Consider the following 24,353-nt stretch of genomic DNA (forward strand, 5'->3'; position numbering starts at 1 on the left):
CTCTTTCCAATTTAATTAAGTCTTATATATCTAAATTCTGAACGTACTGCGCGTTTTCTTCGATATAATTTCTGCGGGGTTCTACTTTATCGCCCATTAGCATATCGAAAACTTGATCTGCTTCAATTGCATCAATTAATCGAACTTGTAAAAGTGTGCGTTGATCTGGATCCATTGTTGTATCCCAAAGCTGATCTGCATCCATTTCACCAAGTCCTTTATAACGCTGAATCGTTGGCTTCGGTGACTCTGGAAGTTTCGCAAGCTCTTCTTGTAATTCGATATCGCTGTACACGTATTTCAGTGTTTTACCTTGTTTAATTTGGAATAAAGGTGGTTGCGCGATATAAATATAGCCATAGTCGATTAATGGACGCATATAACGGAAAAAGAATGTTAATAATAACGTACGAATATGTGCACCATCGACGTCAGCATCTGTCATGATAACGACTTTATGGTATCTAGCTTTTTCAATATCAAAATCTTCACCAATTCCTGTACCTAAAGCAGTAATCATCGAACGAATCTCAGCATTCGATAAAATGCGGTCTAGTCTTGCTTTTTCTACGTTAAGAATTTTACCTCGAAGTGGAAGAATTGCTTGGAAATGCCTATCTCTTCCAGCCTTGGCAGATCCACCAGCTGAGTTACCCTCAACAATGTACAATTCACTGATTGCAGCATCTCTTGATGAACAATCTGCAAGCTTACCTGGTAGATTTGAAATCTCCAAAGCACCTTTACGTCTTGTTAATTCTCTAGCTTTTTTGGCAGCTAATCTTGCACGAGACGCCATCAAGCCTTTATCAACGATAATTCTTCCTACCGAAGGATTTTCTAATAAGAATTTCTGGAAGGTCTCACCAAAAACTTGCTCTGTAACAGTACGAACCTCACTATTACCAAGCTTTGTTTTCGTTTGTCCTTCAAATTGTGGGTCTGGGTGTTTGATGGAAACAATTGCTGTCATACCTTCACGAACATCGTCACCGGTTAAGTTAATATCACTATCTTTTAATAAATTACTTTTTCTAGCATAGTCATTAATTATTCTAGTTAAAGCAGTACGGAATCCAACTTCATGTGTACCACCTTCATACGTATGAATATTATTTGCATAGGAATATAGATTACTTGCAAATCCATCATTGTATTGAATCGATACTTCTACTTCAATGCCTTGTGCATCTCCATCTGCATAAAATGGGTCGTGAAGTACTTCTTTATTTTGGTTAATATATTGCACATAAGAACTAATTCCACCTTCGTAATAATAGCTCACTGGCTCACTATCACTACGTTTATCTTCAAGTGTAATTGTTAATCCTTTGTTTAAAAATGCTAATTCACGAAGACGCTGCTCCAATACGTCGAATTCAAACTCTAATGTTTCCGTGAAAATTTCTGGATCTGGAGTGAAGTGAATTTCTGTACCGTTAATATCTGTTTCACCGATCACTTGGAGCTCGTCGACTACTTTTCCACGTTTAAATCCAATGAAATGAATTTTATTATCACGGTGTACAGAAACTTCTAAGCCTACAGAAAGCGCATTTACAACTGATGCACCAACACCATGTAGACCACCTGAAACTTTATAACCGCCACCACCGAATTTACCACCCGCGTGGAGAACAGTCATGATTACTTCTACCGCTGGACGACCTGTTTTCTTTTGCGTATCAACAGGGATTCCGCGGCCATTATCTTTTACAGTAATACTATTGTCTTTTTCAATAATGACTTGAATGTGATCACAATATCCCGCTAAAGCCTCGTCAATACTATTATCAACGATTTCCCATACTAAGTGATGGAGACCTTTAGAGGCTGTTGAACCTATATACATTCCTGGACGTTTACGAACCGCTTCTAGTCCCTCAAGGACCTGAATTTGTTCTGCATCATATGCTTCATTATTTGGTAATTTTTCTTCCATTGACATATTTCACACTCATTTCTTTAATAAAAACTTAATTGCTCTTTAATGCTTGATTTCTATTCGTTATAATCATCTAAACTACTAAAGGTTGTGCTAAAAATGGTACGTTTTTTCAAGGTTGCTACAGATAGCACACTATAAAATGTATCTCCTGTAGTAATCAAAACTGACTTTGTCTGAATCGAAGGCCCCTTTAATCGATTATCCGCTTTTTCTTTATCGATCATTTCTTCTAAAATGATGGAAGAAGAAATAAGTTCATAATCAATAATTGCAATAATATCGTTAGAGCTAATGACGTTTCCATTTCCGATATCAATAAACATAGCGACCCCCTTTATGTTTTTCGACTGGTAACCACTCCATTTGCCACATGAAACAATTCCGCTTTCTTTAAAGTTTCATGATTGATCCCATCTACACTTGTTGTTGATACAAATGTTTGAACCTTGCCTTGGATTGTATTTAATAAATGTGATTGCCTAAAGTCATCGAGTTCACTTAATACATCATCAAGTAATAAAATTGGATATTCACCAACTTCATTATGAATTAATTCAATCTCAGCTAATTTTAACGATAGGGCAGTTGTTCTTTGTTGCCCTTGAGATCCATAGGTTTGAACGTTTTTACCATTCACATAAAAAATTAAATCATCACGATGTGGACCAGCTAAGGTTGTTCCACGTTCCATTTCTTTGTCCTGAATGCTTGAAAATTTATCTTGATAAGCGGTAACTATTTGTTCTTCTGTGTCTTCTTCAGAAACTTGAATAGACGTATCATATTTAATTTCTAAATTTTCAAGTTCATGGCTGATTTGATAATGGATAGATGCTGCCCATTTTCGTAATAACTCTAAAAAGTTGAACCGTTTTTTAAGAATGATTGCGGCATGTCCAATTAATTGTTCCGTTAAAACTTCCAACATTGTCGTCTGATTTACATCTACTTTACGTCGTTGTAATTGTTTTAGGAGTGAATTTCTTTGTTTTAAAATCTTTTGATATTGTGCAAGATGATAAAGATACATTGCTTGAATTTGTCCCAATTCCATATCAATAAATCTTCTTCTTGCTTGTGGAGAGCCTTTAACAAGCATTAAATCTTCAGGCGCGAACATGACAACGTTAACCGCACCAATGTAATCACTTAATCTTCTTTGCTCTAAATGATTAATTTTTGCTTTTTTCCCTTTGGAAGAGATAATAATTTCTAAGGGAATTGATTGATTTCGTTTCGTTACGCTACCTTCTATTTTAGCATATTCTTTGTCCCATTGAATCAATTCTTTTTCCTTTGATGTACGATGCGACTTGGTAAAAGCTAGACAATGAATTGCTTCCATGAGGTTTGTTTTTCCTTGAGCATTCTCCCCGATAATGACGTTAACTTTGTCATCAAAAACGATATCTAGTTCATCGTAATTTCGGAAGTTTTTTAAAGATAATTCTTTAATGTGCATGAGGCTTAATCCTCTTTACTTACGATATAGGTGTTTCCTTCGATTTCAACAGTATCTTTGTTGTAAAGCTTGCGACCACGGCGATGCTCAAGTTCGCCATTAACAACTGCTCCTTGATCTTGAAGATAGGCTTTAACCATTCCTCCAGAATCAAGAATATTTAGGACTTTAATAAATTGCCCTAATGTAATGTACTCCGTATTTATTTTTACTTCTTCCTGCATATTATCACCATATTTTCTATTTTATAGAATAAGCTAAAAACATATATATTTTTCCTGCAAATCGTCTAATTGATAGTCTTTACTTATAAAAACTCTATAAACCTATTTTACTAAAGTTTTCACCATTTTGAAAGGTAAGTCCCTAGATTACCCGAAAAAACCTCTCATTTTGCTTATTTTTGCGTTTTAGGTGGAGAAAAGAGCTAGACCTTTGTATTTTGTGTGGAGGAAAATGATTGTTTTCGAATTTTATTTTTAAAGTTTAGGAAGGATCTTTGAGATAGGTCTTTAATTTATTAGGGGGCCAGATCTGAATTCGTAAGTGAAATAGCTAACAAAGTTATTTTAAAATTAAAATAAAAAACTCTTACCCACATGTGGATAAGAGTTTTTTATAATTAAAAGTTATGAAGATGTTAATAAGTTCTGACTGGTAAAATAAGTTGTAAGATAGATTGATCTTCTTTAGGGACAATTACGAATGGTCGCATTGCTCCAGTGAAGTCGATCGATACTTCATCGTATTCCATTGATTTTAGAGCATCGATCATATATTTAGAGCTGAAAGAAATTTTTAATTCTTCTCCTTCAATCGCTTCAACGACAAGATCCTCTTGTACATTTCCGACTTCAGGTGAGTTACTTGTAATTTCAACAATAGATCCATCTTGTGTTGTTAGTTTAACTACATTATTTCTTTCTTCACGAGCAAGTAATGAAGCACGGTCGATTGTTTGTAAAAAATCTTTCGTTTTTACAATAATTTTTGTCTTGCTTTCTTCAGGGATTAAACGTGAAGTTTCTGGATAATTCCCATCTAATAAACGAGATAAAAAGCTCAGATGCTTCGTACGGAATAGAATTTGGTTATTTGTTACACTAATTTCCACATTTTCTTCTTGGTCATCAAGAATTTTATGAAGTTCATTTAAACTCTTTCCAGGAACAACGACATTTTCAAATGTTAGATTTGCAGCGTCAATAGTCGTTGAGCGCATCGCTAATCTATGACTGTCCGTAGCTGTGAAAGTCAATTCATTATTGTCTAGTTTCATATTGACACCTGTTAAAATTGGACGTGTTTCCATTGTAGATACAGCAAAAACAGTTTGTTTAATCATATTTTTAATTAACGGAATTGGCATTTCAAAGCTTTCATCCGTTTGTAAAGTTGGTAAATGCGGGTACTCTTCAGCATTTTGACCAACTAGATTGAATTCTGCTTTCCCTGAACTGATTTGAATTTTGTGATTCTCATCTACAGAGAAGTTAATCGTTTCATCAGGTAATTTTCTTACGATATCTGGAAAATACTTTGCTTGTAAAACAATACTTCCAGCTTCAATATTTTCTACTTGAATATTACCATGATCTTCTGTTGGAATAAAAGATTCAATAGAGATATCAGAATCACTACCTGTTAACTTTACTCCGTGAATACTTGCTTCGATTTTCATACCTGAAAGAATTGGAATTACTGCTCTTGCAGAAATAGCTTTCATTACATCTTGAACAGCATGAATTAATAAATCTCGTTTGATCGTAAATTTCATGAAATAATCCTCCTAATAGCAGTGCATATATATTAATAATATGTTTTAAAAGATAGTAATAATAGTACTAATACCTGTGAGTATGTGGATAAGTATCTTGATATCTTTTGTACCTAAGTTTAAGTCGTGTTCATAAAATGTTTATAAGTAAGAAATAATATCAACACTTTACACAATAACTTTTTTATTTCAACGACTTAATTTTTTCAATGACATCATCAATTTCACGACTAAAATCACTTTCTTCTTCAATCATTCTTGAAATTTTATCATGTGCGTGAATAACAGTCGTGTGGTCACGTCCACCAAATTCTTCTCCAATTTTAGGAAGCGATAGGTCTGTAAGTTCTCTCGATAGATACATCGCTATTTGTCTTGGGAATGCAATGGATTTCGTGCGTTTTTTTGCTGAAAAATCATCCATGCGGATATTATAAACTTTTGAAATTACTTCCTGGATTACTTCGACGGTAATAACTTTTGGCTTATTACTAGGAATGATATCTTTTAGTGCTTCAGCTGCTAAAGATGCGTCAATATCTTGATTTGTAAGAGATGAATAAGCAACAATTCTTATTAGTGCACCTTCCAGCTCTCTTATATTTGTATTGATTTGATTCGCAATATAGAGCATTACTTCATTCGGGATCTCTAAACCTTCAGCCTTCGCTTTTTTATTTAAGATTGCAATTCTCGTTTCTAAATCTGGTGGAGTAATATCGGTAATTAAACCCCATTCAAAACGGGAGCGCAGCCTGTCTTCTAATGTAGGAATTTCTTTTGGCGGGCGATCACTAGAGATGATAATCTGCTTGCTTTCCTCATGAAGTGCGTTAAAAGTATGGAAAAATTCTTCTTGTGTCGATTCTTTTCCTGCAATGAATTGAATATCATCTATTAGAAGGACATCGATATTACGATATTTATTTCGAAAACTATTTGGTTTATTATCCATAATTGCATTAATAAATTCATTCGTAAATTTCTCAGAAGTAATATAGGCAACCTTTGCATTTGGATTATGTTCTCTAACATAATGGCCGATTGCGTGCATTAGGTGCGTTTTTCCAAGTCCAACTCCTCCATAAATAAAAAGGGGATTATAAGCTTTTGCAGGTGCTTCAGCAACAGCGAGTGATGCAGCGTGTGCAAAGCGGTTTCCAGCTCCAATTACAAATGTATCGAATGTATATTTATCATTTAACATTGATTTTGGAATGTCATGATTGTTAGAAATCTGATCTTTTTTTACACGATCTTTCATTTTTAAATCTTCTTCATTAGTTTCCGTATCTGGAATGATAAATTTCGTTTCTAGCTTAGAACCTGTAACTTCTTCTAATATCTCTGAAATGATAACGGTATATTGGTTTTCTAGCCAATCTCTAGCAAATTCATTAGGTGCAGAGACGATAAGTTTTGACTTATCTAATTCTACTGCTTTGGTATTTTTCAACCATGTGTCATAACTAGGTTTGCTGACTTTTTCTTCTATTTTTTCTAAAACAGCAAGCCATAGTTCGTCAATATTTTCCAAACGACGTGTCACTCCTTCCTCTTTTTTTATCCAGCTTTAATAATCAGGTGAAACGATCTACCTGGATAAACAATCTATTTTTCGTTTTTTTGATGATAGAAAAAGCCTCTCTCAATCATGTTGAATGGATGAAAAAGGCAATATTATATGAATAAACAAAAATGAAGCTGTGGACAATCTAATATGTAGTCTACTAAGTTTATCATGATTTATAAAGGTAATCCACATATCTGTGGAAAAAATTAATAAGAACATGTTAATGACTATCCACAATCAATCCACAGATTGTTAATAACTTTTGTAAGTAAATATTTCTCCACAAGTGAAAACAAGATAATGATAGCAAAATAAATGAATAGTTTCAAGGCATTGTGAATAGTTACCCACATAATTCTACTATTGTTTACAAAAATTCATCCACAAGGCTGAGTCATGTGAGTAATTTGTCGATAAAGGTCGAATAACAAAATAAATTTAAAAAAGGGGTGTGCATAACTATTTAATAAGTTATTAACAATGGATTTCAGGGAAAATTTAAGTTGAATTTTTTATATAAAAAAACTGATATATAACAGATGAAATGGAAAGAATAAGAGAGAAAGAAAAAAATAAGAGATTTTATATTGACATGAGGAGGTAGTTTTAAGTATAATAACTTAGACTGTCTACTGGATAAGTTAATTATGTAATTCTAGATATTGAAGTCCCATAGGGAGGTGCCTTAATAATGAAAAGAACATTTCAACCAAATAATCGTAAACGTAAAAAGGTTCACGGATTCCGTGCACGTATGGCTACGAAAAATGGTCGCCAAGTATTAGCTCGTCGTCGTCGCAAAGGAAGAAAAGTATTATCTGCTTAAGCCACTGAAGCATCAGTGGTTTTTTTTAACTTTTTTTAAAATTTAGGATGAGACATTGGTTTCATCCATACATATAGTAATTCGTCGTAGCAAAGGTGACAAAAATGAAAAAAGAATTTCGTATCAAGAAGAATAAAGAGTTTCAACATACTTTCAGGCACGGGAAATCTTTTGCAAATCGTCAGCTTGTTATTTACTATGTTGAAAAAGAAGATCAAGCGCATTTTCGAATTGGCTTATCAGTAGGAAAGAAAATTGGAAATGCGGTAACGAGGAATAGAATTAAGCGTTATTTACGCCAGGCATTTCAAGAGCTTGAAGATGATATTAAAAATAACTATGATATTATCATTATTGCAAGAAATCCTACAAAAGAAATGGACTTCTTTGAAATGAAAAAAAGTCTAAGTCATCTTCTATATAAACAGCAGCTTTTAAAACCGAAGAAGAAAACTTAGATTAAGATAGAATCTTATGCTTAATTAGGATAAAATACAGATAGAGTTTTAGGTCGACGCTAAGGAGGAAATATTTTGCGTAAAAAGTATATATTGCTTTTGATGATAGTTGGTCTCGCAGCGTTACTAGCTGGGTGTATGGATATTGAGCAACCAATTACACCAGAGAGTGAAGGAATTTGGAATACAATCTTCGTTTATCCATTATCATGGGTAATTACAAAAATTGCAGAAATCTTTAATAATAGTTATGGGTTATCAATCGTTCTTGTAACAGTTATTATTCGTTTATTAATTCTACCATTGAGTATGAAACAAATTAAAAGTTCAAAAGCGATGCAAGAAGTTCAACCAATGCTTAAAGAACTTCAACAGAAATATAGCTCAAAGGATGCAACAACACAGCAAAAATTACAACAAGAGACAATGGAATTATTCCAAAAGAATAATGTCAATCCTTTAGCTGGTTGTTTACCAATCTTTGTTCAGATGCCGGTACTAATTGCAATGTATCATGCAATTATGCGTACATCTGAAATTAGTAACCATGGTTTCCTTTGGTTCGAACTTGGGTCTCGAGATCCACTATTTATCTTACCAGTCTTAACAGCAGGATTTACATTCTTACAACAGAAGCTGATGATGTCGACAAATACATCATTGAAATCTAACCCACAAATGGCAATGCAGATGAACATTATGCTGTATATGATGCCAATCATGATTGGGGTTATGGCAGCTATTTTCCCTTCAGCACTTGCACTTTACTGGGTAACAGGTAATATCTTTATGGTTTTACAAACATTATTAATCAACAAACCAATGATGTCTAAATAAAACCGATATTGGAGGAGTATAATTGTGAAAGAAATAACTGCTAGTGGTTCAACAGTAGAAGAAGCTGTCCAATCGGCTTTAGGGCAGTTAAATACGACTGAAGACCAAGTTGAAATCAATATTATTGATGAAGGTAAAAAAGGTATTCTCGGTATCTTCGGAGCAAAAAGAGCAATTGTTAAAGTAAAAATGAAGAATGATCCGGTGCAAGAAACGGAAAAATTTCTTCTTGAAGTTACAAAGCAAATGAATATGGAAGTAACGATTAAAACAGATGTAAAAGATAATCATATAACCTATGAAATGGACGGCGAAAATATCGCAATTCTCATTGGTAAACGTGGACAAACATTAAACGCGCTACAATACCTTGCACATCTCGCAATAAATAAACAAAAAGAAAAGTATTATACAGTAACACTTGATGCAGAAGGCTACCGTGGACGTAGAAGAGAGACACTTGAATCTCTCGCTCAGAAAATGGCTGAAAAGGCGAAGCATCTCAACAAGAAAGTAGCACTTGAGCCAATGCCTGCTTATGAAAGAAAAATCATTCATAGCGCATTACAAGATGCAAAAGACGTATCAACGTATTCACACGGACAAGAGCCACACAGACATATTGTTATTAAACCTTAATAGAAAATCACTCCTTATTTGTAGGAGTGATTTTTTTTTGGTTAAATATTGTTTGATTAAAATTAGGATACGACTTAGTCACGATTATGTGTATTTTTCCAGTTACTTTGTTTACATACACTTATTTATAGATAAGCCGTATACGAAATGGTTGTTTCACTTTAATGCGTTTTATCTTGTTATATTGTTTTTTAATGGTTTTTCTAGGGTAGGAGTATAGTGTACGTAAGGACTATTTATATTTTAACCTATTCTTAAAAGGAGTGAGGATATGACAACACATAGAAAATGGGTCATTGGATATTTTATAGCTTTTATCGTCATGATAGTAATGAATTATACCGTTGGAATGAGCGGATCGAGTGTAGGGGATGCTGCGAATAACAACGAGACAATCATTCAGCCTGCTGGATTTGCATTTTCGATATGGGGATTGATCTATATCCTGTTGTTCGTCTGGATGATTTACCTTTTCTTTTCTAAAAAAGATAAAAGTCCGATTACCGCACGCTTGAAATTCTGGCCGATTCTTAACTTTCTACTAAACGGCGCATGGATCATTGTTTTCACTCAGGAGTGGGTGCTTGCTTCGGTCATTATTATTGCAGCATTGCTTTATACACTCGCTGAGATATTCACTTCCATTAGTGAGACGGGCAACCACTGGTTTGATCGGATTCCATTTTCTATCTACTTCGCTTGGGTGACTGTAGCGACTATCGTAAATATATTTACATTAGCAACAGCAAACAACGTAGATACGATACTAGGAATGGATGAATTGACATGGACAATCATTATTTTAATTGTTGCGGCATTGATTGGTCTAGCAATTGGTTTGTTTTTCAAAGACTGGTTATACCCTCTAGTGCTCATATGGCCGTTTGCTGGAATATATGCGGAAAGCGGAGATATGTACACGACTCTTGATGTTACGTTGGCAGTAATCAGTTTAGCTCTAGTCGTTGTTGCTGTCAGCGTTATCGTTAATAGATTGAAGTCACCAAATCCGAGAACGTATTAAAGCAAAAATTGCATGAGAATTTATTTTTATCCCAAAGCTGAGAGATGCGTAAATTAAATAAGTTATTTAAAAAAATTAGAATCCACAACATGAGGTGGTTCTAATTTTTTTATTTCATATTAAATTTCACCTATTCACATGTGTATAATTTTATTCCGCGATAAATTAGTGTCAATTTTGTGGATAACTTTATTTTTCGCTCGAAATATGTTAATCTTACTTGTTAGTGACGGATGAAATATCTTTATGCAGTGGGAGTAATTTTTTATTTTCCACTGCTTATTATTTGCTTAAAAGTAAAAGGTCACGAATTTAAAAATTAACGGAGGTGTAGCAAATGGGGACGGATACAATAACTGCAATTTCAACGCCGATCGGTGAAGGTGCAATAGCCATTGTCCGGTTAAGCGGTCGAGAAGCAATTAACATAACCAATGAACTGTTTAACGGAAAAAACCTACTAGAAGCTGACACACATACAATTAACTATGGTAAAATCATCGATCCAGAAACTGGGGACATTGCAGATGAAGTAATGGTTTCTGTTATGCGAGCACCAAGAACATTTACTCGTGAAGATATTATCGAGATTAACTGCCATGGTGGTATGGTAGCTGTAAATAGAGTGTTAGAAATACTGTTATCCAAAGGAGCACGACTTGCTGAGCCAGGTGAATTTACAAAACGTGCTTTTTTAAATGGACGAATTGATTTATCACAAGCTGAAGCGGTGATGGATCTCATTCGTGCAAAAACAGATAAAGCGATGTCCGTTGCTTTAAAACAAATGGATGGGCGCTTATCAAAGCTTATTAGCAAACTACGTCAAGAGCTATTAGAAACGGTTGCTCACGTAGAAGTAAATATAGATTACCCAGAGTACGATGATGTCGAGGAAATGAGCCATGACATGATGCGTACAAAGACAAAAGAGGTTCACACCGAAATTATTAATTTACTTGAAGTAGCAAAACAAGGTAAAATTCTAAGAGAAGGTATTGCTACAGCGATTATTGGCCGACCAAACGTTGGTAAATCTTCCTTGATGAATACACTTGTTCAGGAAAATAAAGCAATTGTTACAGATATTCCTGGAACGACAAGAGATATTATTGAAGAATATGTGAATGTACGTGGTGTACCGCTTCGTTTAGTGGATACAGCTGGGATACGTGAAACAGAAGATATCGTGGAAAAAATCGGTGTTGAACGGTCACGACAAGTACTAAAAGAATCAGATTTAATTCTTTATGTTTTAAATCATAATGAAGCATTAACGATCGAGGATGAAAAACTGTTTGAAGCTGTAGACGGCTTGGATTATATCGTTATTATAAATAAAACAGATCTCGAACAAAAAATAGATATGGATCAGGTAAAAGAATTAGCCAAGGATCATCCTATCATCACAACTTCACTCATCGAAGAAGAAGGTGTCGATGACTTAGAAAAAGCGATAGCAGCAACATTTTTCGATGGGGATATTGATGTAGGGGACATGACGTACGTTTCAAATATTCGTCATATCCAGCTCTTAAGGCAAGCAAAACAAGCACTAGAAGACGCGATGGAAGGTATTGAAATAGGGGTACCGATTGATATCGTGCAAATTGATGTTACTCGAACATGGGAATTTTTAGGTGAGATTATTGGCGATACGGCAAGTGATAGTTTGATTGATCAATTATTTTCACAGTTTTGTTTAGGAAAGTAGATACTACTTTCCTATAAATTAGGAAGGATGAAATAAATGAATTTTAAAGCAGGAGAATATGACGTTATTGTTGTCGGAGCTGGTCATGCTGGAATTGAAGCAGCTGTAGCAGCAGCCAAAATGGGTGTTAAAACGTTAATGTTAACGTTGAATATAGATATGCTAGCCTTTATGCCATGTAATCCATCGATTGGTGGACCTGCCAAAGGGATCGTCGTACGTGAAGTCGATGCACTTGGTGGTGTGATGGGTAAAGTTATTGATAAATCATACCTACAAATGCGTATGCTAAATACGAGAAAAGGACCAGCAGTTCAAGCATTACGTGCACAGGCTGATAAACCAGTTTACATGCGCGAAATGAAGCGAATTGTTGAGAACCAAGAGAATCTAACCCTACGTCAAGGAATGGTAGATTCACTTATCGTTGAAGATGGTATTTGTAAAGGTGTCGTTACAGAGACAAAAGCAGAGTATCATGCAAAAACAGTTATTATTACAACTGGTACATTTATGCGTGGAAAAGTATTAATGGGGCATTTAGAATATGAAAGTGGTCCAAATAACCAACGTGTGTCTGTTAATTTATCAAAAAACCTAGAAGAACTAGGCTTTGAACTAAAAAGATTTAAAACAGGAACGCCACCACGTGTAAATAGTCATTCGATTGACTATAGTAAAACAGAGATTCAGCCAGGGGATGAGAACCCACGTTCGTTCTCTTATGAAAAACCATTGGATATTGTGGAGCAGTTACCATGTTGGTTAACATATACAAATGGAGAAACACATGGCGTTATCAATAATAATTTAACACTGTCATCCATGTATTCTGGAGTGAAGCGTGGAACAGGTGCAAGATACTGTCCATCGATTGAAGATAAGATTGTACGTTTTGACGATAAACCACGCCACCAAATCTTCTTAGAGCCAGAAGGCAGAGATACAGAGGAAGTATATGTTCAAGGTTTATCAACATCACTTCCAGAAAATGTTCAATATGACATGATTAAAACAATTCCAGGCCTAGAAAACGCTGAAATTATGCGTCCAGGTTATGCGATTGAATATGATGTTGTTACACCAACACAGCTATGGCCAACACTCGAAACGAAAAAGATGCCAGGTTTATTCTCTGCAGGTCAAATCAATGGTACTTCTGGTTATGAAGAAGCTGCAGGCCAAGGTTTAATGGCAGGAATTAACGCTGCATTAAAAGTTTTAGGCAAAGAACCACTTATTCTAGACCGTGCCCAAGGTTATATTGGCGTACTGATAGATGATTTAGTAACAAAAGGAACAAATGAACCTTACCGTCTCTTAACTTCTCGTGCAGAATATCGTTTATTATTGCGTCATGACAATGCAGATATGCGCTTAACGGAAATTGGTTATGAAATAGGGTTAATTTCTGAGGAAAGATACAACCGAGTATTAGATAAGAAACGATTAGTAGAAGAAGAGAAGAAGCGTCTGTCGAAAATCATGATTAAACCAAATGAAGTGAATCACTTATTGGAAGAAATCAACTCGACATTACTAAGAGAAGCAGCAAAAGCTTATGACTTATTAAAACGTCCAGAGATCAATTATGATTTAATTGCAAAAGTTATTGAAGAAAATCCAGAATTGGATGATGAAATACGCGAGCAGATTGATATTCAAGTGAAATACGAAGGTTATATCAAGAAAGCCAATGAACAAGTAGAAAGAATGACGAAAATGGAAGACAAAAAAGTTCCCGAAGACATTGATTATGACCAAATTAGTGGTTTAGCTTCGGAAGCAAAGGAAAAGCTAAAGAAAATACGTCCATTGTCAGTAGGGCAAGCTTCACGTATTTCTGGTGTAAACCCAGCGGATGTTTCTATCTTACTTGTCTATGTAGAACAAGGAAAGATAGCAAGAGTTGCTAACTGATACTGATCAAAGAATAAAGGAGATATTTACGATATGAATCCTGAGCAATTTTACAATGCTTTAAAAGAGCAGGGGATAGAGCTTACTGATCGTCAAATGGAACAGTTCGCCATTTATTTTAAAATGTTAGTTGAATGGAATGAAAAAGTTAACCTAACAGCTATTACTGAGGAAACTGAAGTATATTTAAAACATTTCTATGATTGTATTACACCTGCTTTCTATCATGACTTTACTGGTGATTTATCTCTTTGTGATGTTGGAGCAGGAGCAGGATTTCCAAGTATCCCTTTAAAAATTTGTTTCCCTGAGTTAAAGGTTACGATCGTAGATTCTTTACAAAAAAGAATTGTATTCTTGAATCATTTAGCAACTTCCCTAGAGTTAGAAGGGGTTTCATTCTATCACGACCGTGCAGAAAACTTCGGGAAAGATGCGAAGTTCCGTGAAAGCTTCGATATTGTAACTGCTAGAGCTGTAGCTAGAATGTCTGTATTGAGCGAACTTTGTCTGCCACTCGTGAAGAAGCAAGGTGTCTTTTTAGCTTTAAAAGGTGCCCAAGCAGAAGAAGAGTATGATATCGCAAAAGATGCAATAGAATTATTTGGTGGAGAATATGAAAGAGAAGAGAAATTCATGCTACCAAAAGAAGAAAGTGAAAGAGTTATCTATTGGATAAGAAAGAAACGTAAAACACCAAAGAAATATCCTAGAAAAGCTGGAACACCAAACAAAAACCCAATAGAATAACAAGATTACCCACTAGCCGACGTTGTTAGTGGGTAATTACATAGATTGAAACATATTAATATTTAATAGAGTACTTTTATTTAAGTTATATGGTAAAATATGATTAGAGAGATAGAGAGAATTTATTATGAAATGTTTCACGTGAAACAATTTCATTCTGATAAGATATTTATAGCTTGCTAAGGTGGTGTCAATTAGTGGTAAGTCCTTTTAACCGATTGTTTGGCATTGGAGATAAGTCTACCCCTGAAAGTGAAGAGGTTGTTTATCATCCAGATGAAGTGCTACAGCTATCGATACATCAAATAGAGCCGAATCGATTTCAGCCACGTACAATATTCAATGAAGAAAAGATACATGAACTAGCACAAACGATTCACACACATGGTATGATTCAACCGATCGTTGTTCGGAAAATTGATGATGAAAAATATGAATTAATTGCTGGTGAACGTAGATGGCGTGCTGTAACATCACTTGAATGGGAACATATCCCTGCCATTGTTAGAGAAATGTCAGATACAGAGACGGCATCTGTCGCATTGATTGAAAACCTGCAGCGTGAAGAGCTTACAGTTATTGAAGAGGCAAAGGCATATGCTAGTTTACTAGAGCTTCATTCATTAACACAGGAAGCATTAGCCCAGCGACTAGGCAAGAATCAATCAACAATTGCAAATAAATTAAGGTTGCTAAAGTTACCAGAATCAATCCAGCATGCTCTTTTAGAGAAAAGCATAACAGAGAGACATGCAAGAGCACTCATTAAGTTAAAAGACAGTGACAAACAAGAGGTTATTCTTCAGGAAATTTTAGAAAAAGGCCTCAATGTAAAGCAAACCGAAGAAAGAATTGATGAAATCAATCATCCAAAAGAAAAAACAAAGCCAAAAAGAGCTCAATTAAAAGGGATTAGTAAGGACATTCGTATCGCAATGAATACCATTCGACAGTCTCTATCAATGGTTGCGAAATCCGGGTTAGAAGTTGAGACAGACGAAGAAGATAAAGAAGATTACTATCAAATTACGATTAAAATCCCAAAAAAGAATAAATAGATATGTAGTTTAACAACAAGGATGCCCATCTTTTCAATAGAGATGGGTATTTTTAGCAGAATAAATCTTACCCTTGATAGCTTTAGGATACATACATTGTTTGTCCTGGTAAGAATGAATTATATTTAAATTAAAAGCTAAATGCATATCTAAGTTTGCGGTTTAATGATAAAATAAAAAGTATATTTATTAGGTAGGTGTCAACATGGGGAAAATAATGTCCATCGCAAATCAAAAAGGTGGCGTAGGAAAAACAACAAGCTCAGTTAACTTAAGTGCAGGACTAGCATCACTTGGCAATAAGGTTTTACTTATTGATACAGATCCTCAAGGAAACGCTACGAGTGGCGCGGGAATAAACAAAGCTGATGTATCTAATTGCATATATAACGTATTAGTTGAAGAAGTTCCAACTGAGGATGTCATTGTTTCTACGAACGAAAACAACTTAGATATAATACCTGCAACAATACAACTTGCCGGAGCTGAAATAGAACTGGTACAAATTATGTCACGTGAACTTCGCTTGAAAAAAGCATTAGAAAGTGTTCGTGATCAATATGACTATATTATTATTGATTGCCCACCTTCACTAGGTTTACTGACATTAAATGCTTTAACGGCATCGGATTCTGTTATCATTCCAGTACAGTGTGAGTACTATGCTTTAGAAGGTTTAAGTCAATTATTAAACACAATTCGCCTGGTACAAAAGCATTTAAACAAAGAATTAATGATTGAAGGCGTACTACTTACAATGTTAGACGCAAGAACGAACCTTGGACTTGAAGTAGTAGAAGAAGTTAAGAAGTACTTCCAGGATAAAGTCTATAAATCTATTATTCCTCGGAATGTTAGATTAAGTGAAGCGCCAAGTCATGGCCAACCAATTATTAGCTATGACCCACGATCTAAGGGTGCTGAAGTTTACCTTGAATTAGCAAAGGAAGTGATGAGTAGTGGCCAAAGGGTTGGGTAAAGGTATTAATGCTTTCTTTCCTGAATTAGAGAAAATCGACGATACTGCAATTAAAGAAATACCTATTACTGAATGTCGTCCAAATCCATATCAACCAAGAAAAACTTTTCATGCAGACGCTATAGAAGAGTTAAAGGATAGTATTCTTGAATATGGTATTATCCAGCCATTAATCGTCCGAAAGGGTATTAAAGGCTATGAAATCGTTGTTGGTGAGAGAAGATTTAGAGCAGCAAAAGAAGCTGGCTTAACTACTATTCCAGCAGTTGTAAAAGAATTAACAGATGAAAGAATGATGGAGCTCGCTTTACTAGAAAACTTACAACGTGAAGACCTCTCTCCTATTGAAGAAGCTCACGCATATACTAATCTAATGAGAGAACTCAATATTACACAAGAAGAATTATCAAATCGTCTTGGTAAAAGTCGCTCACATATAGCAAACATCGTTCGTTTATTATATTTACCAGATCAAGTTGTTGCTTATATTAATAACGGTGAACTATCAATGGGTCACGGACGAGCACTATTAGGTCTAAAACAAAAAGCGATGATTATTCCAGTAGTAAATAAAATACGTAAACAAAAGCTCAACGTGAGACAAGTTGAAAACTTAGTTCTAGAATTAAACGAGAACAAACAAGCGAAACAACGACCAAAGGAAAAGAAAGATATTTTCCTAGAAGAAAGAGAAGCTGTACTCCGTGATCGTCTAGGAACAGCTGTTAATATCAAACGCGGCAAACAAAAAGGTAAAATTGAAATTGAATTTTACACAGATGATGATCTACAACGTATTATCGAAGTTTTAGAGAATTAATACAAGTAACACAAACATCCCAGCATGCTAACAAAGCATACTGGGATGTGCTTTATCTATAAGGAGCGTCAAAAAAACGTAAATTGTTTCACGTGGAACAATTAGTAATTACTTTCTTAGTAAACTTAAGCAATACATATAAAAAACACATATCTAGCAAAGACAGAGAGTAGGGGAGCGAGTGGTTTTATTAGGAACAATCATTAACAGTGCTTTAATTATTGTCGGAACTTTGATAGGTTTATTTTTTAACCGAATACCAGATAAGTATAAAGAAACCGTGATGCATGGAATTGGACTCGCAGTAACCCTAATCGGCATCCAGATGGCCTTAGTTACAGAAAACATCGTAATGGTCTTGATATCCCTACTTGTAGGGGCCATTATTGGTGAATTTCTAAAAATAGAAGATGCATTAAATAATCTCGGACTATGGTTAGGAAGCAAATTTAGAACCAAGGATGAAACCGTGAGTATTTCTCAAGGTTTTATAACGGCAACGATGTTATTTTGTATTGGGGCAATGGCTATCATTGGTGCACTAGATAGTGGAATCAGAGGGGATCATAGTGTACTAGTTACAAAAGGCATCATTGACGGCTTCTCTGCGCTCGTATTAACAACGACACTTGGCATCGGAGTAATATTCTCTGTCGTACCACTATTCCTTTACCAAGGTGGCATCACATTATTCGCAACACAAATTGAAAAATGGGTACCTGAAGCAATGCTTAATGGACTAATTCAAGAAGTTACCGCAGTTGGTGGTTTACTGATTGTAGCAATCGGGTTAAATCTATTAAATTTCACAAAGATTCGTATTGCTAATCTTATGCCTGCCATCTTTGCAGTAGCAGGTATTTACTTTATCTATCAATTATTCTAAAAAAATCTCAATCCAGTTACATGGGTTGAGATTTTTTAATGATTGCTGTTCGGATAAATGCATCACTTAATTGTTGATCAAGGGAGTCTATCACAGTAGCGATCATTTCAGCCATATCCATGACGATCGATAGTCGTGTATTTTGTAAAATCGAATGTTCCATAAATCCTCCCATATTTACAACCCCTGTAATATGAATATCACCAATCGGAGGAAGGTCTTTCTTTAATGCAGCACCAGGCTGAATAGGCCCAACACCTGTAATTAATTGACCAATGGAAGAATTTCTTCCTAGACAAGCGTCGATAGCAATAATAAAAGGCTTCCGGTGTTTGTTAGCAATCATCTCAATATTATCTGTTAAATTTACTGCGTGGATTGGTTCATGTAAAGAACCATAAACTTTTATATGCTGCAGCTTCTTAGTTTTTAGCATTGAACCAACTAATGGACCAAGAGAATCTCCAGTCGAGCGATCCGTTCCGATACAAGCAACAATATATTCACGTGGCAATCTAGGAAACCACGAAATAATTTGTGTATGTAGTTTTTCAATAGCTTCTTTATCTTGATAGGGGACTCGAAACTCTGTTAATTCTCTTTGAAAAGTATGGTTATGATTCATAGCTTATCCTCCAAAAACATATTGATATAGTATATGGCTAATTAAAAAAATCTATACATATAAATTGGAGGATATGAGATGATCAAAGCAGGACTACAGTGGGTGTTTTTAATTTTTGGGACAATTATCGGCGCTGGTTATACATCAGGGAGAGAAATATGGCAGTTCTTTGGTGCCGGTAGTGGACTTGCAATCCTTCTATTCACAATCATATTTATCTTTTGCGTTAAAAACATCCTCCTGATCAGCTACCAAGCGGAAACAACAAACTACGTACCTATATTAAAAAACTTAACAGGACCAAAACTTACTCAAATCTATGATTATATGATTCTTGTTTATCTATTTTGTGTAACGCTAGTAATGATTGCAGGAAGTGGAGCGACTTTTGCATCTTACAACCTTCCAGCCTGGTGGGGGACAAGCTTTATCTGTATTGCCTTATACCTTATTTTTAGAAAAGGAATTCATCAGCTCCTTATTTTAAATGATGTTTTGATGCCACTCCTTATCATTAGCCTTCTGGTTGTGCTATTCTTTTTTATACGAGATGAAAGTATTACACTATTAAATTGGGAGCGCCAATCAAAGTGGGCAGCTGCTTTTCCATTTACTGCATTAAATATTTTACCGTTAATCGCTGTATTAGGGGCAATTGGTAAGAAGATTAAATCCAAAGGGGAAATATACTTTGCAGCGATCACAAGTGGCGTTCTTTTAGGCGGGATAACATTTCTTTACAATCAAAGCCTTATCCACCTATCAGGACAAATGATGATGCCTGATATTCCTCTCTTTGCCATCGTGAATAATTATCCTTTCAAAGTGATGATTATCATGTCTATAATGTTATGGTTTGCCATTTATACGACAGCTGCTGCTACGTTACTAGGGCTGGTTACCAGACTGATTGGTTGGGTAAAGCTCTCAATGCGCAATCTTGTCATCATTCTTCTTATTCTTCTGTTTCCATTAAGCAGCATTGGATTTTCTCAATTGATTGCTGTCTTGTATCCGTTATATGGCATTTTAAATCTCTATTTATTAGTAAAATTGATGACGTATAGACAATTGGAATAAAATGGTAAAAACTTGTTTGTTTAGTGATTCTAAAGGTTTTAGTATAAAAATATTGAAAAAGTAAGTATAATAGAAGTAGATTATTTTCTAGACAAGGGGGCGTCCTTCATGGCGGATAAAGAATACGGGATAAATGATATTGTAGAAATGAAAAAACCGCATCCTTGTGGTGAAAACAGTTGGAAGATTATTCGTATGGGAATGGACATTCGAATTAAATGCCAAGGCTGCGAACATAGTGTGATGATTCCACGAAGAGAATTTACGAAAAAACTTAAACGAGTGACCGAAAGAGCGGAAGAAAAAATTTAAATACATGAGTCAATTTCATAATTACCAAAAACCTCTATCTCACTCTACATATAGTTTAAAACGGATCAATTTAACTATATGTAGAGTGAGATAGATTAAAATAAGAATTATGAAATTGATTAAAATATGTCAAATTTGAAAAATGACGGGCTAGAATAGTATGATATGATGAGTTAGTAGAAGAAAACTTAAAAAGCCAAGCGAAATTTTAGAAAATAGGTATTGGAATTATACCTATTTTTCTTTTTTAACTTCTTGTCTTTTAGATTACTTATAATATAATTGGAATAATGAACGCGTTCACATGAATGTAAACCCTTAAGGAGTGGAAGTTTTAATGAGTTTAACAGCAGGAATCGTCGGTCTTCCTAACGTAGGAAAATCAACCCTATTTAATGCAATTACCCAAGCAGGTGTCGAAGCTGCTAACTATCCGTTTGCAACAATCGATCCTAACGTAGGTGTAGTAGAAGTACCAGACGAACGCTTAAATAAATTGACAGAGCTAGTAAAGCCAAAGAAAACTGTACCGACTGCATTTGAATTTACGGATATTGCAGGGATTGTTAAAGGTGCAAGTAAAGGGGAGGGACTAGGAAACCAGTTTCTTTCACATATTCGTCAAGTGGATGCAATTTGTCAGGTTGTGCGTTGTTTTGTAGATGAGAACATTACGCATGTTTCCGGTAAAGTTGATCCAATCGATGATATTGAAATTATCAACCTAGAACTTATTCTTGCAGATTTAGAAACAATAGAGAAACGCTACCAACGCGTTGAAAAGCTAGCAAGACAGAAGGATAAAGAATCACTTGCTGAATTTGATGTGCTTTCAAAATTAAAAGATGCACTAGAAAGTGATCAACCAGCTCGTGCCGTATCATTTACAGAAGAACAACAAAAAATTGTTAGAGGCCTGCATTTACTTACGAATAAACCAATTCTCTATGTAGCGAATGTAAGTGAAGAAGAAATTGCAGATGCTGATTCAAATGAAAATGTACAAAAAGTTAGAGATTATGCTGCAAACGAAAATGCTGAAGTTATCGTTGTTTGTGCAAAAATCGAAGAAGAAATTGCTGAATTAGAACCAGATGAGAAAGAAATGTTCTTAGATGACCTAGGAATTACAGAATCTGGTCTAGATAAGCTTATTAGAGCTTCTTACAACCTACTTGGCTTTGGTACTTATTTTACAGCTGGAGAACAGGAAGTACGTGCATGGACATTCCGTAAGGGTATTAAAGCACCACAAGCTGCAGGAATCATTCATACAGACTTCGAACGTGGATTTATCCGTGCGGAAACCGTTTCATATGATGACTTACTTGAAGCAGGCTCCATGTCCGGGGCTCGCGATAAAGGAAAAGTACGCTTAGAAGGTAAAGATTATATTGTGAAAGACGGCGATGTCATTCATTTCCGTTTTAATGTTTAAAGAGTACACGCAAAAAAAACTTCATTAATTTTGGATAACGTAAAAAAGGTCTCTCGAAGCCTTGTTAAATGTAAATATATTTGATATAATATCTTATTGTGAGTAATTGACATTAATTGCTCCTTGCTTCTAGTAACTAAACTAGAAGCCGTTAAGACCAAAAGGAGGTGTTACGGATGAGAAAATACGAAACAATGTATATCATCCGCCCAGACGTAGAAGAAGAAGCGAAAACGAACTTAGTTGAGCGTTTTACGAAAATTCTAACGGATAACGGTGCGGAGATTGCAAAAGTTGATGAAAAAGGTAAGAAACGTCTTGCTTATGATATCAACGATTATCGTGATGGATACTATGTCCTCATAAACTTCTCAAGCGGCGAAGAAGCAGTAAACGAATTTGACCGCCAAGCGAAGTTCTCTGATGATATTATTCGTCATATGACAATTCGAGATGAACAATAATAAGGGGTGGTTCTGATGTTAAATCGTGTCGTATTAGTTGGCAGGTTAACGAGGGATCCTGAATTACGTTATACACCTAATGGAGTAGCAGTTGCTAACTTTAATATCGCAGTTAATCGACCTTTTTCAAATCAACAAGGGGAACGCGAAGCTGATTTTATCAATGGTGTCGTATGGCGCCGTCAAGCGGAAAACCTTGCGAATTATATGAAAAAAGGTAACCTAATTGGCGTTGATGGTCGTATCCAAACACGTAACTATGAAGGATCAGATGGAAAGACTGTTTATGTAACAGAGGTTGTTGCTGAGAGCATTCAATTCCTGGAGTCAAAAGGTGGATCCAGTTCTCAAGGATCAGGTTCATCAAATCCAAGCTACCAGCAAAATCAAAACCAAAACCAAAATCAGAACCAATATCAAAACCAAAATCAATTCCAACAGAATCAAAACCAGAACCAAGGGCAATCCCAGCCAAACGACAACAAGCCGTTTAGCAACAATGGAGAGCCGATTGATATTTCTGATGATGATTTACCATTCTAAAAATTTAACTTACATGTTCAAGTGATGAACATCGATAATAATAAAACTTTTAAATGAAGGAGGTAATAACTATGGCAGCAGCTCGTCGTGGAGGTCGTGGTGGAAGACGCCGTAAAGTTTGTTATTTTACAGCTAACGGTATTACACACATCGACTATAAAGACGTTGATTTACTAAGACGTTTCGTTTCTGAGCGTGGAAAAATTCTTCCTCGCCGTGTAACTGGAACATCTGCTAAATACCAACGTAAACTTACAATCGCAATCAAACGCGCTCGTACAATGGCATTATTACCATTTGTAGGAGAGTAAGTAGAATAAATATAATAAGATAACGATATTTTGGGAAGCTATGAATAGATAGCTTCTCTTTTTTTGTGGATGCACTTGTGAGCTGTAAGATTATAAAATTCTTTAGCATGCACAAGATAATTCCGAAGATTCTACAACTAACTTTATTTTATGAAACAAATGTAAAAGCTTAGAGAAATAAATTCTCCAAGCTCTGATTTTGTACTTTCTAATTCAATTAGTGTAGCAATATAGTGTGAAGATCAATCTGCACTTCTCCTATAAGAACGCCTATAAAAATAATCGCAAAAAATATTGCTAATAAAGAAATTAAAGTTTTATTAAATAAACGAATAGGATGTATGTTTTTTTTGAATCTAAAATAAAGAATTAAAGCAGAAATCATTACAGAAATACTAATAATTATTGCTATTAAGTCGGTCAAAGTAAATGGCTTGCTTATATATCTGCTTAAATAATAATTCGTAAAGATAACTACACCAAATAGGACAAATTGTATTACGAAATATTTTATATTGTTCATTTCTTCATCTTCCTTATATCTTTTCTTCAAATAAATTTAAGAAGAAGGTAATCACCCTTATGGAATTATCTGAAAACATTAGTTGAATGCTTTTATAGATGCATTTATTCTTCTGAAGATGAAATAATTTATAACAACAGCAACAAAATAAACTATCATACTGTAGTTAAACTGAACGGTTAAAAATAATAAAAATAAGGTTGCAAAAATTAATAACTCTAATATATTTATTAAATTAAATTTTAACTGATGTTTAATGAGCGATCACTAGCGTTGCATTAATTAATACGAAATATTTAAAATACCCATAATCTTCACTAATTTACTATGATGCAAAGAAAAAGTCCTTTATAATGGATATAGTCAGGTGGTAACCCGTCCAAATC

General features: G+C 34.9%; 26 protein-coding genes. 18 read left to right on the plus strand and 8 right to left on the minus strand.

What is annotated here, in order from left to right; translation table 11 throughout:
* Positions 1 to 22 precede the first annotated feature (22 nt).
* The 6 genes from gyrB to dnaA all read right to left on the minus strand — a co-directional run bounded on the left by gyrB (position 23) and on the right by dnaA (position 6,724).
* Positions 23 to 1,948 (minus strand): DNA topoisomerase (ATP-hydrolyzing) subunit B, encoded by a 1,926-nt coding sequence (gene gyrB, locus ACXYMZ_RS13640; RefSeq protein WP_458948963.1) that lies wholly within the window; start codon positions 1,946 to 1,948, stop codon positions 23 to 25.
* Positions 1,949 to 2,001: 53 nt separating this feature from the next.
* Positions 2,002 to 2,271, minus strand: coding sequence for an extracellular matrix regulator RemB (remB, locus tag ACXYMZ_RS13645; protein ID WP_458948964.1), 270 nt, complete (start codon positions 2,269 to 2,271; stop codon positions 2,002 to 2,004).
* A gap of 11 nt (positions 2,272 to 2,282) precedes the next feature.
* Positions 2,283 to 3,410 carry a DNA replication/repair protein RecF gene (recF, locus tag ACXYMZ_RS13650; RefSeq protein ID WP_458948965.1) on the minus strand — a complete coding sequence of 376 codons (1,128 nt, stop codon included), beginning with the start codon at positions 3,408 to 3,410 and terminating at the stop codon, positions 2,283 to 2,285.
* 5 nt (positions 3,411 to 3,415) lie between these two features.
* Positions 3,416 to 3,634, minus strand: a complete 219-nt coding sequence (yaaA, locus tag ACXYMZ_RS13655; RefSeq protein ID WP_458948966.1) for a S4 domain-containing protein YaaA — start codon at positions 3,632 to 3,634, stop codon at positions 3,416 to 3,418.
* Positions 3,635 to 4,050: 416 nt separating this feature from the next.
* Positions 4,051 to 5,187 (minus strand): DNA polymerase III subunit beta, encoded by a 1,137-nt coding sequence (gene dnaN, locus ACXYMZ_RS13660; protein ID WP_458948967.1) that lies wholly within the window; start codon positions 5,185 to 5,187, stop codon positions 4,051 to 4,053.
* 184 nt (positions 5,188 to 5,371) lie between these two features.
* Positions 5,372 to 6,724 carry a chromosomal replication initiator protein DnaA gene (gene dnaA / locus ACXYMZ_RS13665; protein ID WP_458948993.1) on the minus strand — a complete coding sequence of 451 codons (1,353 nt, stop codon included), beginning with the start codon at positions 6,722 to 6,724 and terminating at the stop codon, positions 5,372 to 5,374.
* Positions 6,725 to 7,451: 727 nt separating this feature from the next.
* Here dnaA and rpmH point away from each other — a divergent pair.
* The 12 genes from rpmH to ACXYMZ_RS13725 all read left to right on the plus strand — a co-directional run bounded on the left by rpmH (position 7,452) and on the right by ACXYMZ_RS13725 (position 18,671).
* Positions 7,452 to 7,586, plus strand: coding sequence for a 50S ribosomal protein L34 (gene rpmH / locus ACXYMZ_RS13670; protein ID WP_458948968.1), 135 nt, complete (start codon positions 7,452 to 7,454; stop codon positions 7,584 to 7,586).
* A 104-nt stretch (positions 7,587 to 7,690) separates the two neighbouring features.
* Positions 7,691 to 8,044, plus strand: coding sequence for a ribonuclease P protein component (gene rnpA, locus ACXYMZ_RS13675; protein ID WP_458948969.1), 354 nt, complete (start codon positions 7,691 to 7,693; stop codon positions 8,042 to 8,044).
* Between the two features lie 75 nt (positions 8,045 to 8,119).
* A complete protein-coding gene (gene yidC, locus ACXYMZ_RS13680; RefSeq protein WP_458948970.1) occupies positions 8,120 to 8,881 on the plus strand; it encodes a membrane protein insertase YidC in 762 nt (253 codons plus the stop codon).
* Between the two features lie 24 nt (positions 8,882 to 8,905).
* Positions 8,906 to 9,520 (plus strand): RNA-binding cell elongation regulator Jag/EloR, encoded by a 615-nt coding sequence (gene jag, locus ACXYMZ_RS13685; RefSeq protein ID WP_458948971.1) that lies wholly within the window; start codon positions 8,906 to 8,908, stop codon positions 9,518 to 9,520.
* A gap of 271 nt (positions 9,521 to 9,791) precedes the next feature.
* The gene (locus ACXYMZ_RS13690; RefSeq protein WP_458948972.1) at positions 9,792 to 10,544 is read left to right on the plus strand and encodes a TspO/MBR family protein; all 753 of its coding nucleotides are present in this window, start codon (positions 9,792 to 9,794) and stop codon (positions 10,542 to 10,544) included.
* A gap of 337 nt (positions 10,545 to 10,881) precedes the next feature.
* Positions 10,882 to 12,258: a tRNA uridine-5-carboxymethylaminomethyl(34) synthesis GTPase MnmE gene (gene mnmE / locus ACXYMZ_RS13695; RefSeq protein ID WP_458948973.1), complete on the plus strand. Its 1,377-nt coding sequence runs from the start codon at positions 10,882 to 10,884 to the stop codon at positions 12,256 to 12,258.
* A gap of 36 nt (positions 12,259 to 12,294) precedes the next feature.
* A complete protein-coding gene (gene mnmG / locus ACXYMZ_RS13700; protein ID WP_458948974.1) occupies positions 12,295 to 14,178 on the plus strand; it encodes a tRNA uridine-5-carboxymethylaminomethyl(34) synthesis enzyme MnmG in 1,884 nt (627 codons plus the stop codon).
* 33 nt (positions 14,179 to 14,211) lie between these two features.
* Positions 14,212 to 14,928, plus strand: a complete 717-nt coding sequence (gene rsmG, locus ACXYMZ_RS13705) for a 16S rRNA (guanine(527)-N(7))-methyltransferase RsmG (protein ID WP_458948975.1) — start codon at positions 14,212 to 14,214, stop codon at positions 14,926 to 14,928.
* 197 nt (positions 14,929 to 15,125) lie between these two features.
* On the plus strand, positions 15,126 to 15,986 hold the full coding sequence (gene noc / locus ACXYMZ_RS13710) for a nucleoid occlusion protein (protein WP_458948976.1): 861 nt from the start codon (positions 15,126 to 15,128) through the stop codon (positions 15,984 to 15,986).
* A gap of 205 nt (positions 15,987 to 16,191) precedes the next feature.
* Positions 16,192 to 16,965, plus strand: a complete 774-nt coding sequence (locus tag ACXYMZ_RS13715; protein WP_458948977.1) for a ParA family protein — start codon at positions 16,192 to 16,194, stop codon at positions 16,963 to 16,965.
* A complete protein-coding gene (locus ACXYMZ_RS13720) occupies positions 16,946 to 17,785 on the plus strand; it encodes a ParB/RepB/Spo0J family partition protein (protein ID WP_458948978.1) in 840 nt (279 codons plus the stop codon). Before ACXYMZ_RS13715 ends, ACXYMZ_RS13720 begins: the two co-directional genes overlap by 20 nt.
* A gap of 181 nt (positions 17,786 to 17,966) precedes the next feature.
* Positions 17,967 to 18,671: a DUF554 domain-containing protein gene (locus ACXYMZ_RS13725; protein WP_458948979.1), complete on the plus strand. Its 705-nt coding sequence runs from the start codon at positions 17,967 to 17,969 to the stop codon at positions 18,669 to 18,671.
* 16 nt (positions 18,672 to 18,687) lie between these two features.
* Here ACXYMZ_RS13725 and yyaC read toward each other — a convergent pair whose 3' ends face one another.
* Positions 18,688 to 19,296 carry a spore protease YyaC gene (gene yyaC / locus ACXYMZ_RS13730; RefSeq protein WP_458948980.1) on the minus strand — a complete coding sequence of 203 codons (609 nt, stop codon included), beginning with the start codon at positions 19,294 to 19,296 and terminating at the stop codon, positions 18,688 to 18,690.
* A 78-nt stretch (positions 19,297 to 19,374) separates the two neighbouring features.
* Between yyaC and ACXYMZ_RS13735 the strand changes: the two genes are divergently transcribed.
* The 6 genes from ACXYMZ_RS13735 (at position 19,375) to rpsR (ending at position 23,444) form a co-directional block, all read left to right on the plus strand.
* On the plus strand, positions 19,375 to 20,376 hold the full coding sequence (locus tag ACXYMZ_RS13735) for a YkvI family membrane protein (protein WP_458948981.1): 1,002 nt from the start codon (positions 19,375 to 19,377) through the stop codon (positions 20,374 to 20,376).
* A gap of 108 nt (positions 20,377 to 20,484) precedes the next feature.
* On the plus strand, positions 20,485 to 20,688 hold the full coding sequence (locus ACXYMZ_RS13740) for a DUF951 domain-containing protein (protein WP_458948982.1): 204 nt from the start codon (positions 20,485 to 20,487) through the stop codon (positions 20,686 to 20,688).
* Positions 20,689 to 21,025: 337 nt separating this feature from the next.
* Positions 21,026 to 22,126: a redox-regulated ATPase YchF gene (ychF, locus tag ACXYMZ_RS13745; RefSeq protein ID WP_458948983.1), complete on the plus strand. Its 1,101-nt coding sequence runs from the start codon at positions 21,026 to 21,028 to the stop codon at positions 22,124 to 22,126.
* Positions 22,127 to 22,302: 176 nt separating this feature from the next.
* A complete protein-coding gene (gene rpsF / locus ACXYMZ_RS13750) occupies positions 22,303 to 22,590 on the plus strand; it encodes a 30S ribosomal protein S6 (protein WP_458948984.1) in 288 nt (95 codons plus the stop codon).
* 15 nt (positions 22,591 to 22,605) lie between these two features.
* Positions 22,606 to 23,133 (plus strand): single-stranded DNA-binding protein, encoded by a 528-nt coding sequence (gene ssb, locus ACXYMZ_RS13755; RefSeq protein WP_458948985.1) that lies wholly within the window; start codon positions 22,606 to 22,608, stop codon positions 23,131 to 23,133.
* Positions 23,134 to 23,204: 71 nt separating this feature from the next.
* Complete coding sequence (gene rpsR / locus ACXYMZ_RS13760; protein WP_458948986.1) at positions 23,205 to 23,444, plus strand: 30S ribosomal protein S18; 240 nt, start codon at positions 23,205 to 23,207, stop codon at positions 23,442 to 23,444.
* A gap of 217 nt (positions 23,445 to 23,661) precedes the next feature.
* Here the strand turns inward: rpsR and ACXYMZ_RS13765 are convergent, their stop codons facing one another.
* Positions 23,662 to 23,997, minus strand: coding sequence for a hypothetical protein (locus ACXYMZ_RS13765; RefSeq protein ID WP_458948987.1), 336 nt, complete (start codon positions 23,995 to 23,997; stop codon positions 23,662 to 23,664).
* Positions 23,998 to 24,353 lie beyond the last annotated feature (356 nt).

Source organism: Oceanobacillus sp. CAU 1775 (genome assembly GCF_054482815.1).